This is a genomic window from Pseudomonas sp. Sample_10, assembly GCF_004321495.1.
GTDB lineage: Bacteria > Pseudomonadota > Gammaproteobacteria > Pseudomonadales > Pseudomonadaceae > Aquipseudomonas.
This window is the reverse complement of the sequence record NZ_RCOE01000158.1, coordinates 16445-34050: the sequence shown is the minus strand read 5'-3', so window position 1 is coordinate 34050 and position 17606 is coordinate 16445. Positions and strand designations below refer to the sequence as shown.

At 61.0% G+C, this 17606-nt stretch carries 15 protein-coding genes; 11 read left to right on the top strand and 4 right to left on the bottom strand.

Features of this window, described 5'->3' with window-relative positions:
- The first annotated feature begins 278 nt into the window (after nucleotides 1-278).
- The 3 genes from D8U18_RS15720 (at nucleotide 279) to D8U18_RS15710 (ending at nucleotide 4370) form a co-directional block, all read left to right on the top strand.
- Nucleotides 279-1826, top strand: a complete 1548-nt coding sequence (locus D8U18_RS15720) for an AMP-binding protein (RefSeq protein WP_131107951.1) — start codon at nucleotides 279-281, stop codon at nucleotides 1824-1826.
- A gap of 13 nt (nucleotides 1827-1839) precedes the next feature.
- Entirely contained in the window at nucleotides 1840-3003 is a 1164-nt protein-coding gene (locus tag D8U18_RS15715) for an acyl-CoA dehydrogenase family protein (RefSeq protein WP_130905058.1), read from the top strand.
- Nucleotides 3004-3113: 110 nt separating this feature from the next.
- Nucleotides 3114-4370, top strand: a complete 1257-nt coding sequence (locus D8U18_RS15710; protein ID WP_130905131.1) for an MFS transporter — start codon at nucleotides 3114-3116, stop codon at nucleotides 4368-4370.
- 36 nt (nucleotides 4371-4406) lie between these two features.
- Here the strand turns inward: D8U18_RS15710 and D8U18_RS15705 are convergent, their stop codons facing one another.
- Nucleotides 4407-5360 (bottom strand): LysR family transcriptional regulator, encoded by a 954-nt coding sequence (locus D8U18_RS15705; RefSeq protein ID WP_130905057.1) that lies wholly within the window; start codon nucleotides 5358-5360, stop codon nucleotides 4407-4409.
- A gap of 256 nt (nucleotides 5361-5616) precedes the next feature.
- Between D8U18_RS15705 and D8U18_RS15700 the strand changes: the two genes are divergently transcribed.
- The 3 genes from D8U18_RS15700 to D8U18_RS15690 are packed head-to-tail and all read left to right on the top strand — an operon-like array spanning nucleotide 5617 to nucleotide 7617.
- Nucleotides 5617-6945: a DUF1329 domain-containing protein gene (locus D8U18_RS15700; protein ID WP_131107979.1), complete on the top strand. Its 1329-nt coding sequence runs from the start codon at nucleotides 5617-5619 to the stop codon at nucleotides 6943-6945.
- Entirely contained in the window at nucleotides 6945-7331 is a 387-nt protein-coding gene (locus tag D8U18_RS15695; protein ID WP_130905055.1) for a DUF202 domain-containing protein, read from the top strand. The genes D8U18_RS15700 and D8U18_RS15695 overlap by 1 nt, the downstream gene beginning before the upstream one ends.
- A complete protein-coding gene (locus tag D8U18_RS15690) occupies nucleotides 7324-7617 on the top strand; it encodes a DUF202 domain-containing protein (protein WP_130905054.1) in 294 nt (97 codons plus the stop codon). The genes D8U18_RS15695 and D8U18_RS15690 overlap by 8 nt, the downstream gene beginning before the upstream one ends.
- A gap of 18 nt (nucleotides 7618-7635) precedes the next feature.
- Here the strand turns inward: D8U18_RS15690 and D8U18_RS15685 are convergent, their stop codons facing one another.
- Both D8U18_RS15685 and D8U18_RS15680 read right to left on the bottom strand, forming a co-directional pair.
- The gene (locus D8U18_RS15685; protein WP_131107950.1) at nucleotides 7636-9597 is read right to left on the bottom strand and encodes an alkyl sulfatase dimerization domain-containing protein; all 1962 of its coding nucleotides are present in this window, start codon (nucleotides 9595-9597) and stop codon (nucleotides 7636-7638) included.
- Between the two features lie 100 nt (nucleotides 9598-9697).
- Entirely contained in the window at nucleotides 9698-10615 is a 918-nt protein-coding gene (locus D8U18_RS15680) for a LysR family transcriptional regulator (protein ID WP_131107949.1), read from the bottom strand.
- Nucleotides 10616-10695: 80 nt separating this feature from the next.
- Here D8U18_RS15680 and D8U18_RS15675 point away from each other — a divergent pair, with 80 nt between their 5' ends.
- From D8U18_RS15675 to D8U18_RS15655, 5 genes are read left to right on the top strand one after another with little or no spacing between them, the layout of a single operon-like run.
- Nucleotides 10696-11934, top strand: coding sequence for a 3-hydroxyacyl-CoA dehydrogenase (locus D8U18_RS15675; RefSeq protein ID WP_131107948.1), 1239 nt, complete (start codon nucleotides 10696-10698; stop codon nucleotides 11932-11934).
- Nucleotides 11931-13706, top strand: coding sequence for an acyl-CoA dehydrogenase C-terminal domain-containing protein (locus D8U18_RS15670; protein WP_131107947.1), 1776 nt, complete (start codon nucleotides 11931-11933; stop codon nucleotides 13704-13706). Before D8U18_RS15675 ends, D8U18_RS15670 begins: the two co-directional genes overlap by 4 nt.
- 31 nt (nucleotides 13707-13737) lie before the next feature.
- Nucleotides 13738-14901 carry an iron-containing alcohol dehydrogenase gene (locus D8U18_RS15665; RefSeq protein ID WP_131107946.1) on the top strand — a complete coding sequence of 388 codons (1164 nt, stop codon included), beginning with the start codon at nucleotides 13738-13740 and terminating at the stop codon, nucleotides 14899-14901.
- Nucleotides 14901-15365: a thioesterase family protein gene (locus D8U18_RS15660; protein ID WP_130932139.1), complete on the top strand. Its 465-nt coding sequence runs from the start codon at nucleotides 14901-14903 to the stop codon at nucleotides 15363-15365. The genes D8U18_RS15665 and D8U18_RS15660 overlap by 1 nt, the downstream gene beginning before the upstream one ends.
- The gene (locus D8U18_RS15655; protein ID WP_131107945.1) at nucleotides 15362-16546 is read left to right on the top strand and encodes an acetyl-CoA C-acyltransferase; all 1185 of its coding nucleotides are present in this window, start codon (nucleotides 15362-15364) and stop codon (nucleotides 16544-16546) included. The genes D8U18_RS15660 and D8U18_RS15655 overlap by 4 nt, the downstream gene beginning before the upstream one ends.
- Before the next feature lie 109 nt (nucleotides 16547-16655).
- Here the strand turns inward: D8U18_RS15655 and D8U18_RS15650 are convergent, their stop codons facing one another.
- Entirely contained in the window at nucleotides 16656-17570 is a 915-nt protein-coding gene (locus D8U18_RS15650; protein WP_131107944.1) for a LysR family transcriptional regulator, read from the bottom strand.
- Between the last annotated feature and the right edge of the window lie 36 nt (nucleotides 17571-17606).

Here is a 17606-nt window from a genome sequence, read left to right as displayed (position 1 = left end):
GTGAGGGGGTGGGACAACTGAACGAACATCCGGGCTATTGACTGCCGTTGGCTGGTTCGTTGTCGGTCGCGAGGGATAATAGGTAGGCGGCGGATCCGCTCACAAATAGCGTCTTTGGATTGTTGCCATAACACTTTGGCATGGCTGACGCGGGCGTTTGAGACGACAAGTAGAGCCAGCTAAAACCGCTATACCCGGCATCAAGAACTGATATTACGTTTGCCGTTGCGCCGCTGTTTAGGATCGTTCCGGTCTTAACTGTCGACGAGAACAACAACGTGAACCTTGGAAAAATAATCAGTCGAAGTGCCAAGTATTGGCCTGAGCGAATGGCCGTCATTGATGTCAACACGCGAGTGACCTTCGCTCAGCTTGAACAGCGTACAAACCAGCTTGCCTCGGCATTACTGGGCCAGGGCATCACCCTTGGCGAGCACGTCGCCATCCTCGCCGAGAACCGGGTTGAACTGGTCGAAGCCGAAGTCGCGTTCTATAAGGCCGGCCTGGTGAAGGTGCCCGTCAATGCGCGCCTGTCACTGGACGAGGTCATCCAGATCATCAACGACTCTTGCAGCGTCGCGCTGATCACCACGCCTGTATTTGCCCAGGCCTTGACTGCCCGCCGGGCTCAGGTCCCCGCGTTGCGTCTGATCGTGGCGCTGGGAGATGAGGGCGGTGATGTCGCCTACTCGGCACTGCTGAGCCAAGGCGACAATAAACCGGTCAGTTGCGACCCGTCGGACGACGCCCTGGCCGTGTTGCATTACACCTCCGGCAGCTCCGGTGTGCTGAAGGCCGCCATGCTCAGCGTCGGTAATCGCAAGGCGCTGATCCGCAAGAGCATCGCCAGCCCCACCCGGCGTGCCGCGCCGGGCGATGTCATGGCCCACGTCGGGCCGATCACCCATGCCAGCGGCATGCAGTTGATGCCGTTGCTGGCGGTTGGCGCCTGCAACCTGTTGCTGGAACGCTACGACGATCAACTGCTGCTCGAAAGCATTCAGCGTGAACGCGTCACCCGGTTATTCCTGGTGCCCGCGATGATCAACCGAATAGTGAATTTCCCGGGCGTGGAGTGCTACGACCTCAGCAGCCTGAGCCTGGTCATGTACGGCGCTGCACCGATGGCACCTTCTCTGGTCAAGCGCGCCATCGAAGTGTTCGGGCCGATCCTGGCACAAGGTTATGGTGCCGGCGAAACCTGTTCGCTGGTCACGGTACTGACCGAGCGGGACCACCTGTGCGAAAACGGCGACTATCGACGCCTCGCCTCCTGCGGGCGCTGTTACTTCGAGACCGACCTGCGGGTGGTCAACGAGGACTTCCAGGATGTGAAGCCGGGCGAAATCGGCGAGATCGTGGTCAAGGGACCGGACATCATGCAGGGCTACTGGCGCGCGCCAGAGCTCACCGCCGAGGTCATGCGCGATGGTTACTACCTAAGTGGCGACCTGGCGACGGTGGATGATCAGGGTTATGTGTTCATCGTCGACCGCAAGAAGGAAATGATCATTTCCGGGGGCTTCAACATTTATCCGACGGAAGTCGAACAGGTGCTCTACAACTTGCCTCAAGTCTTCGAGGCGGCGGTCGTCGGCGTGCCGGACGAGCAGTGGGGCGAGTCGGTGCGAGCCGTCATCGTACTCAAGCCGGGCACCGCACTCAGTGAGCTCGAGGTTATCGAACACTGCGCGCGAAACCTGGCCGGGTTCAAGAAACCCCGTGCTGTGGATTTTGTCAGCGAACTACCGAAGAACCCCAACGGCAAAGTGGTTCGCCGTCTTATTCGCGATGCCTACTGGCAAAACTGCGACCGTCGCATCTGAGGAGGAGATCACCATGTATCAGCCAAGTGAAAAAGCCAGCCAAATCATCGAGGCCATCGGTGGCTTCATTCGCGACGAAGTTCTGCCCCTTGAACAACGCGCAGGCCTGAGTTGGGCCAAGCCCCATCCTCGCGATGTGCTGCAAGAGGTCTGGCAGCGCTCCTGCGACCAGGGTTTTTACAACATCATGCTGCCCGAGGCCATCGGCGGCGCCGGGCTGAACGTTTCAGACCTGTGTGCAGTGAAGGAGGCCACGGTACTGAGTGGTTCCATGCTGGCTCCGCACATCCTTGGCGAACTGTCCGGTCCGCCGCGCATCGGGCATCTGTTCAAGGTCGCCAGCCCCTGGCAGATCGAGTCTTTCCTGCAGCCGGTGTGCCGTGCCGAGAAGGCCGTGTGCTTCGCGCTGACCGAGAGTGAAGCCGGCTCCGATGCAACGGCGATCAAGACGATTGCACGCCGTGACGGTGAAGAATATGTGCTCAACGGTAGCAAGCGTTTCATCTCGGGTGCGCCCTATGCCGATATCGCGGTGCTGCTCGCCGTTACCGGACCAGGCGGTGGCGCCCAGGGGATTTCGGCGTTCTTCATCGATCTGAAGGCGCCAGGCGTGCGCATAGAGAGCGACTATGCGGTGATGTCCGGCGGTGGCGCCCATGGCGATATCTTCCTGGACGAAGTACGGGTGCCCGTGGCCAACCGCATTGGCGAGGAGGGGCAGGGATTCAAGCTGGCGATGGGGCGGATCACCCTTAATCGCTTGCTGCATTGCCCGACTTTGCTGGGCCTGGCAGGCTTGGCGCTGAACCTGTCGATCGACTACGCCCGAACGCGCAAGCAGTTCGGCCAGCCGATCGCAATGTTCCAGTCGATCAACCACATGATTGCCGACATGGCGACCGAGTTGCATGCTGCGCGCAGCATGGTCTATGCGACAGCCGCGGTGAATGATGCCGGTGGGGATATCCGTACTCAGGCACCCATGTGCAAGCTATTCGTGTCCGAGACGGCTTTCCGTATCGCCGACCGCGCGGTGCAGATTCACGGCGGAGCGGGGCTGCTGCGCGGCAATCCGGTTGAGTGGATTTTCCGCGCGACCCGTATGATGCGCATCCTCACCGGCACCAGTGAAATTCAGCGTAACACCATTGCCAAGGGCGTTCTGATGCCTGGCTAGCAGTGCCCGCCGCACGTCCGGCCGCACCTGGCCGGACGCTCTGACAAGAACAATAACGAGAGACAATCATGACCCACACTCAAACCCCCGCACGTCTGGGCACGGCCTGGATGGTTGCGGTACTGCTGGCACTGCTGATGCTGGTCAACTTCCTCGACAAGGTCGTCATTGGCCTGGTTGCAGTGCCGATGTCCAAGGAGCTTGGCCTGTCACCGACCGAGTTCGGTCTGGTAGGTGGCGCACTGCACTGGTTCTTCGCGATTTCCGCAGTGATCGGCGGCTTCGTCGCCAATCGCCGCCCCACGCGTACCCTGCTGTTGGGCATGGGCGCGTTCTGGGCGCTCATTCAACTGCCGATGCTGTTTGTCACCTCCTTGTGGGCAATCGTCGCCTGTCGTGTGCTGCTGGGCATCGGCGAAGGGCCGGCGTCGCCGGTAGCCACCCACGCCTTGTACAAATGGTTTCCCAACGACCGTCGCAACCTGCCGGTCGCACTGCTGCATACCGGCAGTGCCTTTGGTTTGCTGGTCGCCGGTGCGATGATCCCGTGGATCAGCGTGCATTACGGATGGCGCATGAACTTCATCGTCCTCGCTGCAATCGGCGCAGTCTGGTGCGTGTTGTGGTGGCTGCTGGGACGTGAAGGCACGCTGGATCGCATTCGCCCCGGCCAGCTTGCGCAGGACGAGGAGCGCGTACCTTATAAAAGATTGCTCACGGACAGCACGGTACTGAGCAATTACCTCTGTCATTTTGCTGCCAATTGGTCGTTGGCGCTGACGCTGACCTGGGTGCCGAGCTATCTGGAGAATGGCCTGGGTATCGATCCGATCATGACCGGCCGGGTGTTTGTGCTGTTCGTAGTTGTCACCACGCCGCTGAGCCTGTTCATGGCCTGGTTATCGCAGCGCATGATGCGCGGCGGCATGGCGACGCGCTGGTCACGAGGTGCGTTCGTTTCGATCTGTCTGATTGCCAGTGGTCTTCTGAGCGCCGCGCTTTTCCTGCCGGGGCTGTCGAGCATCGAGCGGATCGTCTGCCTGACATTCAGCGGCGGCCTGGCACTGGTGATGTATTCGGTGGGGCCGGCCATGCTCGCCGAGTTCACGCCCGGCAGCCAACGCGCAGGCATTCTGGCGATTGGCAACGGCATCGCTTCGCTGGCCGGTTTGTCGGCGCCTGTGGTCACCGGGATTTTGGTGCAGGGCGCGGGCGCCGAGCACCCGGCCGGCTACGGGGAGGGGTTCCTGGTCTGCGGCGCGGTGTTGGTGGTCGCGGGGCTGATCGGGTTGTTCCGGATGGATCCTCAGAAAACCCGGGAGCGGCTGCATCAGGTTGTCGGTGTCGCAGCGCCGCGGGTCAGTTGACACCGCCGGGCGCTGCGCCATTGAGGCGCAGCGCCCTCAGCGATGGACCTGGCTCAAGTCTTCCTCGGGCGTGCGCTCGATCAAGCTGCCTTTCCAGCGGGCGTCGACCACAGCCTCGATGAGTAGACCGCGCACCAGATCACGCATGCACGTTGCCGCAAACGACAGCGGCTTATGCTGCGAATAGGCCAGGGAAATGGTTCGGGTAATCCGTGGTTCCACGATCAGCCGGGCCGATATCGGTTCCAGCAGTTCCGTCAGCGGCGGCCAATTGCTGATGGTCGCCGCCAACCCGGCGCGCACCAGGCTGCTGATGCCGGGCGCTGACTGCTGTTCATAGCTTGAATCGAGCGTCACCCCGGTTTCCATCGCCGCTTGCTCGATACGCCGGCGCAGGTGCAGGGCGCGCGGCGGCATTACCAGTCGGGTCGCCGCGGCTTCAGCCAGAGTAATGGGCGAGTTGTCAGCCTCTTGCGCAGGTGTGCCTACCCAATACAGGTCTTCGGTGAACACCGGTTCGGCAATGACATGTTCCAGCTCTTCAGCGTTTGGCACGACCCCGAAATCCACTTTGCCCAGTTCGATCGCCTGGCCGCCTTCGCGACTCAGGCCATCCCAAATCGTTAGCTTGATCCCCGGAAACTTGGCCTGTGCCTGCGTGATGATAGTGGGCAGCAGCAGAGCCGACGCTGTCGCGGGTATGGAAATAGACACATGACCCATCGGATTGCCCTGGCTCGATTTGAGTTCGTCCTTCACCGAGTCGAGCTTCTGAATCACCGATCGAGCCACTTCGTACAACTGTCGGCCGGCATCGGTCAATTCGATGCCGTCGTGCTGGCGGGCCAATAACTGCATGTCCAGTTCGCTTTCCAGTAAACCGATCTGGCGGCTCAGGGCAGGCTGGGCGATGAACGCCCGGCGTGCGGCATTGGAGAAGCTTCCCGCTTCTGCAATGGCGATCAAGTAACGCAGCTGTTTCAAGGTCATGGGCAAATCTCTGGCTATGCCGAACTGATATGGCAACTATCTGAAGACGCTATTTGTCGGGGCCAAAGGCCCTACTTAGTATCCATTGATACTCAACAAGAGGCTATCGGAACACCCATAAAGATTGACCCTTCCACCTGCCCCGTCATGCGTTTGAAGCTTCATCGGTGGGGCATGCATTTGTTCACTCTCTGATAAACACAATAAGAGGTTAAGAGTGATGACAACCCGTACCCGAGGTTTTTTCCGGTCGTCGATGGCCCCCGTTTCCTGCTGTCTGCTGCTGGGAATGTCATGGGCGACGACAGCGCTGGCCACAGGCGAGTTGCCCCCGGAACTGACGCCCATAGGCGCCCAACGAGGCGCTTCTCCTGACGGTCGAATCCCGGCCTGGCAGGGCGGACTCACGGCAGCACAGCAACGCTTGGAAAGTAACGGCACGCCGATCGACCCCTTCGCCGACGAGCGACCTCTGTACGAAATCACTGCGCGCAATTACAAGCAGTATGAGGACCAACTGTCGGCCGGGCAGATCGCTTTGCTCAAGAAGTTTCCCGAGACGATGAAACTGCCGGTCTATCCCACCCATCGCAGTGTCGCCGTCCCTGCGCCGCTTGCCGCATCGGCCGCTCGCAATGCTGAGTTCGCGCAACTGGCGGATCAGGGCAATGGCCTGCACGGCTTTGCCGGGGCGATCGCTTTCCCTGTTCCGCGCAATGGCCTGGAGGTCATCTGGAATCATCTGACGCGCAACCGCAACGCCAGTTACAGCCTTGTCTCGGACAGCGTGACGCCGTTGGGCAACGGACGCTTCACCCTGATGAGCGCACGTCAGGAATTCGCCCGCCCGGACGGGCTGCCGGACGCAGGGGCCGACAATATCCTTTACTACTTCACTTACCGCATGACCGCGCCGTCGCGGCTTGCCGGAGATGCAATGGTGGTGCATGAAACGCTCGACCAGGTCGCCGAGCCGCGACTGTCCTGGGTCTACAGTTCCAGCCAGCGACGGGTCAGGCGTGCTCCGGGTATCGACTATGACACCACCGGACCCGGGACGGCGGGCCTGCGCACGGCCGACAGTCGTGACATGTTCAACGGTGCGCCGGATCGTTACGACTGGCATCTGGCAGGCAAGAAGTTGCTGCACGTTCCCTATAACAGCTATCGCCTGGCTTCACCCCACCTGCGCTACAGCGAGCTGATTCGCCCAGGGCATGTCGACCCCGTACCTACCCGCTACGAATTGCACCGGGTGTGGGAGGTCGTGGCGACCCTCAAACCCGGTGCCCAACACATCTACGCCAAACGTCATTACTACATCGACGAAGACACCTGGGCGATTCTCGAGGCTGACCTCTACGATCAACGGGGAACGTTGTGGCGCACGTCCGGGGCGCACAGTTTTTACCACCCCGGTGGTGAGGCTGCAGTCAATGCCATGGAGGTCACCTATGATTTGAAGAGCGGCCGTTATCACGTTTCGGGTTTGATCAATGAGCAGCGCAAACCTTATGTCTTCAATCTGCCGACCAGCCTTTCATACTTTTCACCGGGCGCATTGCGCAGCTTCGGTGTGCGCTGATGGGCATGCAGCAAAAGCGCCGTACCTTGACTGAAACCCTGTTGGGCGCAGGTGAGTCGCCTGATCCGCGATTCACGCTGGCCAATGAGCGCACCTTCCTCGCCTGGATTCGCACCTCACTGGCGCTGCTTGGGGGAGGGATCGCCGTCGAAGCACTCGCCGGGGAGGTCTTCGAACCTCGGCTACGCATGGTCATGGCGATCAGTTTGATGTTACTGAGTCAGTTGGTGAGCATCGGTGCATGCGTGCGCTGGCTGAAGGTGGAGCGAGCGCTGCGTCAGCGCCAGCCGCTGCCTCTGCCGGCGCTCGCACCGCTGCTGGCATTGGGCTGTTTAACCGCGGTCGTGCTGATCGCCAGTGTGCTTTGGCCCCGTTGGCATGGGTGACCCTGGGCTGCAGGCGGAGCGTACCGAATTGGCATGGCGAAGGACGCTGTTGGCGTTGCTGGTGGTGCTGGTTCTGGCGGGGCGGGCCGGTGACCAGGTGTCGGTGGGGATGGGCGGTGTCGTCGCGCTGACTTTGCTTGCAAGGCAAGGCCGCCGTTATCGTCAGGGATTGGCGATGCTCCAGTCGGAGCGAGCAGCGCCAGCCTCGCGGGCGATCCTGGCACTAGGCATGTCGGTGTGTTTGCTCGCGCTCATCGGCATCATCGGGCTGCTGAGCGGCGCCTGAGGCGCCGCCCACGCGGGCTCAAGGTGTGACGATGTTGAAACGCGCGTCCGCTTCCTCCAGTCCACCCATGAAGCGCAGGAATTTAACCCGTTCACCCTCGATCGTGATATCGCCCAGCGTTGCTTCTTTCAGGAAACCCGTCTGCTTGAGTGCGATGCGATCCAGCGTCGATTTTTTCATGCTGATTTGCACGTCGGCCTGGTCATGTCGTGCAAGGTCGCGATGGGTGAGTACACCATTGCGCAGGGTCAAGGCGTAATCCTCGTTCAGATCGGTGAAGCGCCAGTTGATGGTCAGGTCGTTGTCGGCCGCTTTCAGTGCATCGACTCGAACGCCGAGATATTCGAAAAACATCGTCGGTGTCAGCGCCCGCACCATGTCGTCGGTATTGCCGCCGCTGCCGGTGGCGGCCGCTACGCCATCGCGCAGTTCCTGGGCGCCGCTCAGGTAGGCATTGCGCCAGGTGGCGTTCTCGCTCTGATAGCCCAGTTGCTCCAGTGCATCGGCCTGCAATTGGCGCGCAGCGGCGTTGTCGGGCTCGGCAAAAACCAAATGGTTGGTCAGTTGCGCCACCCAGCGATAGTCCCCTTCGTCGAAGGCTTTTTGCGCGTGGCTCAGGACCTGGTCGGCACCGCCCATGGCAGCGACGTATCGCTTGCCAGCCGCTTGGGGCGGCAGCGGATTGAGGTTCGCCGGGTTGCCATCATAGAAACCCATGTAACGCTGGTAGACGGCGCGCACGTTGTGGCTCAACGAGCCGTAGTAATCGCGGCTGTACCACTTGCTGGCCAGGCGTGGCGGCAACGAGCTCAGGGTCTCGGCGATTTCCATTGGCGTCTGGCCCTGATTGATCAGGCGCAGGCTCTGGCTATCGATGAATGCATACATGTCGCGCTGGTCAGCCAGATAATCGCGTATCTGTGCGCTACCCCAAGTGGGCCAGTGATGCTGGGCAAAAACCACCTCGGCCTGATTGCCGTAACGCACCAGGGACTCGTCAAGGTAATGCGCCCAGATCTTCGGGTCGCGAACCAGTGCACCGCGCAAGGTCAGCACGTTGTGTTGGACGTGAGTTGCGTTTTCGGCCATGCACAGCGCCTTGAACCGTGGGAAATAGATGTTCATCTCGGCCGGCGACTCGGTGCCAGGCGTGAGTTGGAATTCGACTTCAATGCCCTCCAGGGTCAGGCGTTCCAGCGGCTTGCTGATTTCCCGGGTGGGGGCGATCAGGCTGACCGTCGCGTTCGCCGGCACGCCCTTGCCCAGCCCGGCGTCGACCTGGCCCCGCTCACCGCGCGGCAGCCCGGCGCCGTACATGTATTGGGCACGACGTTTCATCGCCGGTCCGGCCAGCACGTTTTCGCCGATGGCGTGCTCAAAAAAACCGTGGGGTGCGATGACCTGAACCTTGCCGGCCTTCACGTCCGCTTCGTCGATCACCCCACGCACCCCGCCGAAATGGTCGACGTGCGGGTGGGTATAAATCACCGTAGTCACCGGTTTGCGCGGACGGTGTTTGAAGTACAGTTCCAGGCCGGCTCTGGCGGTTTCCACCGCCAGCAGCGGGTCGAGCACGATGAGCCCGTTATCCCCCTCGACAATGGTCATGTTTGCCAGGTCCATGCCACGAATCTGATAGATACCCTCGGTGACCTTGAACAGACCGGCAAGCGTATTGAGCTGCGCGATGCGCCACAGACTCGGGTTGACGGTCGCAGGCGCGTCTGTGCGGTTCAGAAACGCGTATTGCTTTAAATCCCAGACTGTTTTGCCCCCCGCATTACTGACGACCTCCTCATACCGCTCGATCAGCCCCCGCTCAGCGGCCTCGAAATCTCCACGATCGGCGAAAGGCAGTCGCTGCAGCCATTGCTGGTTGTTTTGCAGGGTATTGGTTGTCGCATCCTTGGCAGGCGTGGCGGCGAGACTCGTCAGCGGTACCAGCAGGGCGAGGGTGAGCAAAGGCTGTGAAAAACGCATGGAGCAGTCCTTGTTATTGTTCGGGCGATCCACTCTAAGGAGCGGTTCGAGTCGCAGCCAATACCAGAGCGGCATGCCAGCCATCGCATTGGGTAATGGCTCAGCCCGGTTGAATGGCCAGGATTTGCGCCTCGAGCCAGGTCAGCGCCGGGTCGTGCTGGCGATGGGTCAGGCGTACCAGCTCTAGATCGAAGGGCGGTAGCGCGAACGGCAGTTCATACAGCTTCAGCGGCAGCAGCCTGGCGAACTGCTGCGCCAGCAGCGTCGGCAACACGACACAGAGTTCGGTCGCGGCCACCAGGTGCGCGGCTTGCAGGTAATTAGGCGTGGTGTAGACGATCTGTCGCACGAGGTTCTGCTCGGCCAGCCATTGGTCGACCATGCCGCGGGTCTGGCCACCATGAACCCAGACGTGGCGCAATTGCAGGAAACGCTGCAGGTCCAGGCCGTCACTCAGTCGCGGATGGTCCTGACACACCGCGACTCGCAGGGTTTCGCTGCGCCAGAGCTGGCGAGTGAAACGTGCCGGTACGTGATCGAAACGACCCAGCACCATGTCCAGTTCGCCTCTGTCCAGCGCCTCGGCGGGCAGGCTGGGACTTAGGTGGGCGACATCGATGCGCAGGTGCGGCGCCTGCGTCTGCAGGCTTGCCAGCAAGGACGGCATGCACAGTTGTTCGACGAAGTCGGTCAGGGCAATTCTCAATTGACGATGGCTGCGCAGTGGGTCGAACGCGTCACCGGTGGACAGCGTTTGCTCGATTTGTTGCAACGCGGCGCGAATAGGCCCTTCCAGCGCGAGCGCTCGAGGGGTCGGGCACATGCGCCGACCGACGCGCACCAGCAGGGGGTCGCCCAGCATATCGCGCAAGCGCGCCAGGGCGTTGCTCACCGTGGGTTGGGTCAACGCCAGGCGTTGCGCTGCGCGCGAGACATTCTGCTCACGCAGCAACATGTCGAACACGCGCAGCAGGTTCAGATCAAAGTTTGAAGTATTCATACGCAGAATATATGGCATATGAAAATGAAATTTCAAAAATACTTGAAGCCTGCTTAGGGTGTCGGCTGTTCATTTTTCCCAATGCAGGAGCACCGCGTGTGAGCACCCCTTTCGATATCCAGCAGGTCGCCGTGATCGGCGCCGGCACCATGGGCCGGGGCATCGTCATCAGTCTGGCCAGCGCCGGGTTGCCGGTGCTGTGGCTGGAGAGCAATACCCAGACACTCGACGCGGGCCTGTCGATGATTGAGCAAACCTGGTCGCAGCAGGTGGGTAAACAACGCATCACGCAGGTCGAGGCGCACGCCAATCTCGAGCGAGTACGCCCGGTACAAAGTTACGCGGCGCTGGCAGAAGCGGACCTGGTGATCGAAGCGGTGTACGAAAGCCTGGAGCTCAAACAGGAAATCTTCCGCGCGCTGGACGCGCACCTCAAGCCCACGGCGATCCTGGCCAGCAACACCTCGGCGCTGGACATCGACGCGATTGCGGCGGTCACCGGGCGTTCACCGCAGGTGTTGGGTCTGCATTACTTCAGTCCTGCCCACATCATGAAACTGTTGGAGATCGTTCGTGGCAAGGACACCGACAGCCAAGTGCTCGAAGTGGCCCGCAGGCTCGCGCAGCGTACCGGCAAAGTAGCGGTGGTGGCGGGCAATTGCCCCGGTTTCATCGGCAACCGCATGCTGCGCAGCTATGTGGCCGAGGCACGAAAATTACTCCTGGAAGGCGCATTCCCTCAGCAGGTGGACGAGGTGCTGCAGCAATTTGGTTTCGCCATGGGCCCGTTCCGCATGTATGACGTGATCGGCATCGATCTGGAGTGGCGCGCGCGTCAACTGGCCGGGCAGGGTATGGACGCCCCCTTGGTGCAAGTCGACAACGCCTTGTGCGAACTCGGGCGGCTGGGTCAGAAAAGCGGTGCCGGGTATTACCGCTATGCTCCCGGCAGTCGCCAGGCTGAGCATGACCCTCTGGTGGACGAATGGGTGCTCAAGGTATCTCAGGGGTTGGGCTACCGCCGCCGCGACATCGACGCACGGGAAATCCTTGATCGCTGCCTTTTGGCACTGGTCAATGAAGGCGCGAAGATCCTCGAAGAAGGCATTGCGGCCAGCAGCCATGACATCGATCAGGTATGGCTCAACGGTTATGGCTTTCCGATTGAAACCGGCGGACCGATGCGCTGGGCGGATGGGCAGGGCATGAATTCCCTGCTGGCTCGACTGGAACGTCTGCAAGGTCTTTTCGGCGAGCATTGGCATCCCGCCGGACTGATCTCCCGATTGATGGCCAGCGGCAAACACTTTGCCGATGTCGGGGAGGGCCGCGTATGAACTACCAGGCACCGCTGCGCGATATGCGCTTCGTATTGCATGAAATGTTCGATGTCACCGGGCACTGCCAACACCTGGGGTTGGACCTGGACCGCGACACCCTTGACGGCATTCTGGAAGAGGCGGGGCGCTTCACCGCAGAGGTGATAGCCCCGCTCAACCGCAACAGCGACGAGCAAGGCTGCCAGTTGCTCGGTACTGAAGTCCGCACGCCGGATGGCTTTCGCGAAGCCTATCGTCAATACGTCGACAACGGTTGGGCGAGCATGACCGGGCCGATGGCCTACGGGGGACAAGGCTTGCCGCAAATGGCGTCGGCTTGTTTCCACGAGATGTTAATGGCGGCGTCGTTGTCGTTTCGGATCTATTCCGGGTTGACCGAAGGCGCGGTCCTGGCCGTGCATCGCCATGGCAGCGAAGCGCTCAGGCAAACCTGGCTGGGCAAGATGGTCAGTGGCGAATGGACCGGCACCATGTGCCTTACCGAGCCGCAGGCCGGCACGGACCTGGCGTTATTGCGCACCCGCGCGCAGCCTCACGCCGACGGCAGCTATCTGATCACCGGCAGCAAGATTTTCATCAGCGGTGGTGAGCAGGACCTGACTGACAACATCATTCATCTGGTGCTGGCACGCTTGCCCGATGCCCCGGCGGGTGTGAAAGGCATCAGTCTGTTTCTGGTACCCAAAATCCTTGCCGATGGCCGGCGCAATGCGCTGAGCTGTGGCGCGCTGGAACACAAGATGGGCATCAAGGGCGCTTCGACTTGCGTCATGAATTTCGACGGTGCCCAGGGCTGGCTGGTCGGCGAGCCGAATCAAGGCCTGTCCTGCATGTTCACCATGATGAACGACGCACGATTCCAGGTCGGGTTGCAGGGACTGGGGATCGCTGAAGCCGCTTTCCAGGGCGGCCTGGCCTACGCCCGTGAACGTCTGCAGTCGCGCTCGCTGACCGGTGCAGTGGCGCCAGACAAGGCTGCCGATCCGATCATTGTTCATCCGGATGTGCGTCGCATGTTGCTGACGCAGAAGTCCCTCACCGAGGGCTGCCGGATGCTGGGCGCCTACACCGCACGGCAACTCGATCTCGAGCACGGTGCGCCAGAACCCGATGATCGTCGCGCAGCCATGCGCCGCGCTGCGTTTCTGATTCCGATCGTCAAAGGGTTCTTCACCGATGTCGGCCAGGAGGTCGCCAGCCTCGGCGTGCAACTGTATGGCGGGCATGGCTACATCCGCGAATGGGGCATGGAACAGTTGATGCGCGACAGCCGCATCACCCAGCTCTATGAAGGCACCAATGGCATCCAGGCGCTGGACTTGGTCCGGCGCAAGCTGATGGGCGATGGCGGTGCCGAATTGCACGCGCTGATTGATGAGCTCGCTCAGCACGTCGAGGCTGCTGGCCACCAACCCCAGCTGCAGGACATGGCGGGTGCAGTCAGTCAGCGTCTTGAGCAATGGCGAGAGTTGGGCAAGACCATCATCGACGCCTGCCAGCGTGATCCGCAGGAAATCGGCGCGGTCTCTGTGGACTTCCTCGCCTATTCGGCTTACGTCCTGCTGGCCGGGCTATGGCTGCAGGCCGCGGTTCGAGCGGGTGAAACCCTGGCTAACGGGACGGGTGAAAACGCCTTTTATCAAGCCAAGCTACAGACTGCCGAATTCTACTGGCGGCGCGTATTACCCCGTGCAAGCGCACACCGGGAAGCCTTGTTGGGTGGCGCGAACTGCTTGATGGCCATGCCAGCGAGCGACTTCAGTTGCTGAAGACGCATAACAATAATCAGGAGGCGCTGACATGCAGCCTTTCAGCTTTGCCACTACAGCGCAGATTCTCTGCGAAACCGGCGCCGCGCAGCGCCTTGCCAATCTGTGCAGGGAACGCGGCGCGCGCCGTGTATTGATAGTCACCGACCCGGGTATTGCTCGCCTGGGCATGCTTGATGATGTGTTGCCCGGTTTCACCCTCGCAAAAGTTGCTGTGGCGATCTTCAGTGACGTGTCGGCGGATCCGAGTCAGGCCTGCGTGCTCGCCGCTGTTGAACGGGCCCGGCATGTCGGTGCCGACCTGATCGTCGGCTTTGGTGGCGGCAGTTCGATGGACGTGGCCAAACTGGTCGCGCTGCTGGCGCATCCGCAGTGCACTCAACCGATCACCGAGCTGTATGGCGTCGACCAAGCCAAGGGCCAGCGCTTGCCGCTGATTCAGGTGCCGACGACTGCCGGGACCGGCTCGGAGGTGACCCCCATCGCGATCGTCACCACCGGTGAAACCACCAAGATGGGCGTCGTCTCGCCGTTACTGTTGCCGGATCTCGCCGTACTCGACGCCGTCTGTACGTTAGGTTTGCCGCCTGCCGTGACGGCGGCCACGGGCATTGATGCCATGGTGCATGCGATCGAGGCCTACACCAGCAAGCTCAAACGCAATCCGCTGTCCAGCCTCTTGGCGCGAGAGGCGCTACGGCTTTTGGCCTGCAACCTCGACCAGGCCGTGTACAACGGCGGCAACCTGGGCGCGCGCCAGGCGATGTTGCTGGGTGCCTGCCTGGCCGGCCAGGCATTCGCCAACGCGCCGGTGGCGGCGGTGCATGCGCTGGCGTACCCGCTGGGCGGGCACTTTCACATTCCTCATGGGCTGGCGAATTCGCTGGTGCTGCCTCATGTGCTGCGCTTCAACCTGCCGGTAGCGATGGCGGACTACGCCGAACTCGCTCTGCCTTTGCTGGGAGAAAGGTTGCAGGCAGGTGATCACCATTCTCGCGCCGATCAATTTGTCTCTGAGTTGGCGCAATTGGGATCTCGTTGCGAATTACCGACCACGCTGCGTGCGGTTGGTGTTCCCAGAGAAAGTCTGGCCCAACTGGCCAGTGACGCGATGCAACAGCAGCGTCTGCTCGTGAACAACCCGCGCACACTCACCGAAGCCGACGCGTTGGCCGTTTATGAAGCGGCATATTGATGACCGACCTCAGGCAGCGTGCCGGCTATCGGCACTTCACAACGATCAACACCCGTTGGCACGACAACGACGTGTATGGACACGTCAACAATGTCGTCTTTTACGGTTTCTTCGACACTGCCGTGAACAGCGTCCTGATCCAGCAGGGAGGGCTGGATATCCACGCAGGTCCGGTGATCGGCCTGGTGGTGAGCTCCGGCTGCGATTACCACGCGCCGGTTGCGTTCCCGGAGCCCATCGAAGTGGCACTGGCGGTCAGCAGACTGGGTAACAGCTCAGTGCATTATCAACTTGCGGTGTTCCGTGAAGGCCAGGCACTGGCCTGTGCGACCGGGCGTTTCGTGCATGTGTTTGTTGACCGTCAGCAAAGGCGCCCGGCGCCGATTCCCGAACGGCTGCGCCTGGCACTGACTGAGCTGGTCAGCGACTGCCAGCCCTCATCGAACAAGGAACTTGAACCATGAAAGACGCCGTGATTGTTTCCACCGCTCGCACACCGATCGCCAAGGCGATGCGTGGCGCATTCAATGACCTCAAGACGCCCAGTATGACGGCCGTTGCCATTCGCGCAGCAGTCGAGCGTGCTGGCATCGAGCCGGGTCAGATCGAAGACCTGGTGCTGGGTACAGCCATGCAGAGCGGCACTGCGGCCATCAACCCGGCGCGTTTGTCGGCCCTGGCCGCAGGCTTGCCCATTTCGGTCAGTGGGCAGACGATCGACCGCCAGTGCGCATCGGGCCTGATGGCCATTGCCATCGCCGCCAAGCAGATCATCGTCGACGGCATGCAGGTGACCGTTGGTGCCGGGCAAGAGCAGATCAGCCTGGTGCAGAATGCTCACAATCAAATGGCGAGCGAGGCGTTCGATGCCAACGTGCTGCGCATGAGCGAGCATGCGTACATGCCAATGCTACAAACGGCCGAACTCGTTGCGCGCCGGTATGGCATCAGTCGGCAAGCGCAGGACGCCTATGCGCTTGAGTCTCAGCAACGCACCGCGGCGGCGCAGGAAGCTGGTGTTTTCGCCGACGAAATTGTTCCGGTCAAGGCACGCAAGCGAGTCGTCGATAAGGAAAGCGGGGCGGTGAGCTATCAGGATTTCACGCTCGTCCAGGATGAAGGCAAAAGGCCGACAACCCAACTCAGCGATCTGCAAGGGCTCAAGCCGATAGTGGAGGGCGGTAGTGTCACGGCCGGCAATGCCAGTCAGTTGTCCGACGGCGCCAGCGCCTGCGTTTTACTTGAGGGGGCAGTGGCTGCGCGATCAGGCATTGCACCCTTGGGCCTGTATCGAGGGATCGCAATCGCCGGGCTAGCCCCGGAAGAAATGGGTATCGGCCCCGTACTGGCAGTGCCCAAGCTGCTCCGTCAGCACGGGTTGAAGGTGGACGATATCGGCTTGTGGGAATTGAACGAGGCGTTTGCCTGCCAAGTGTTGTATTGCGCACAACAGTTGGGGATCGATCCGGCGAAACTGAACGTCAATGGCGGCGCAATTTCCATTGGGCATCCCTACGGCATGAGCGGCGCGCGAATGGTTGGGCACGCGTTGCTGGAAGGAAAGCGGCGGGGGGTGAAGTTCGTGGTGATAACAATGTGCGTGGGTGGTGGCATGGGAGCAGCGGGATTGTTCGAGGTTTTGTAACCCAAACCCGAACATCGGCTGCCAGCATCAGCAACCAAGCCGATCAGTTGGATCGGCTTTTTTGTGTGCTTTAGTAAAACTGTTCAAGTCAGCGGCCGTTTCAGATTGGTCACAGCGTGGTGGTCTGTCCATTGCGATCCAGTTCATACACTTTATTGCCCTGCAGTTTCTCTTTCAGCCAGCGTCCAGCCTTGCCCAATGGCCGTTGGCGCATCCATAAAAGGTCGACGCCAATTTGCCAGTCGGTGTGCGGGTAGGCCGAGAGGGGTAGTTCTACCAGTTCGCCCCTGGCCAGTTCGCGCTGGATGAGTTGACGGGGCAGGGTGGCCCAACCGAGCGCAGCGCGGACCATTTCCAGCAACGCGAGGTAGTTCTCCGCTTGCCACAATTGGGTCGAGCGCAGGTATTCACTGCTGGGCAGTTTGTTCGCGTGCGCGCTGAATGCCAGGCGTCGATGCACGTGCAGGTCCTCGAACGTAACGGTGTCAAGCTGTGCCAGCGGATGATCGGGATGGCAAACGTGCAGCATGATCAATTTGCCCAGTTGCTGGAACGCCAGTTCCTTCGGGTAGCCAGGTTGTGAAAACGCCACGCCAAGCTCCGCCTCTCCACTGCTGACCAGTTCACTGACGTCACCGTGCACCGGGTGGCGGACGATCAGGTCGACGAAGGGAAACGCCTGTTCGAAGGCCTTGAGCACCGGCATGACCGGCCCGTAGGGCGTTTCAATGGCCAAGGTCAGGCTGGGCTCGACGTTATCCGACAGGCATTCGGCATGTGCCTCGAAGGTCATGCAGCGTTCGAGCACGGCTTCGGCCTGGATCAACAGTTTTTGGCCGCTGGCGGTGAGGGCAGGGCTGCGGTTGGTGCGGTCGAACAGATCAACGCCCAAATCGGTTTCGAGATTGGCAATCGCTGCGCTGATGGTCGATTGCGTCTTGCCCAACTTGCGTCCAGCGGCGGAGAACGAACCGCTTTTGACCACTTGGGCAAACATCTGCAGTTGATCGAGTGAGAAGCGCAATCGGTTTACTCCTGGTCGAACGTGGGGGTTTAAACA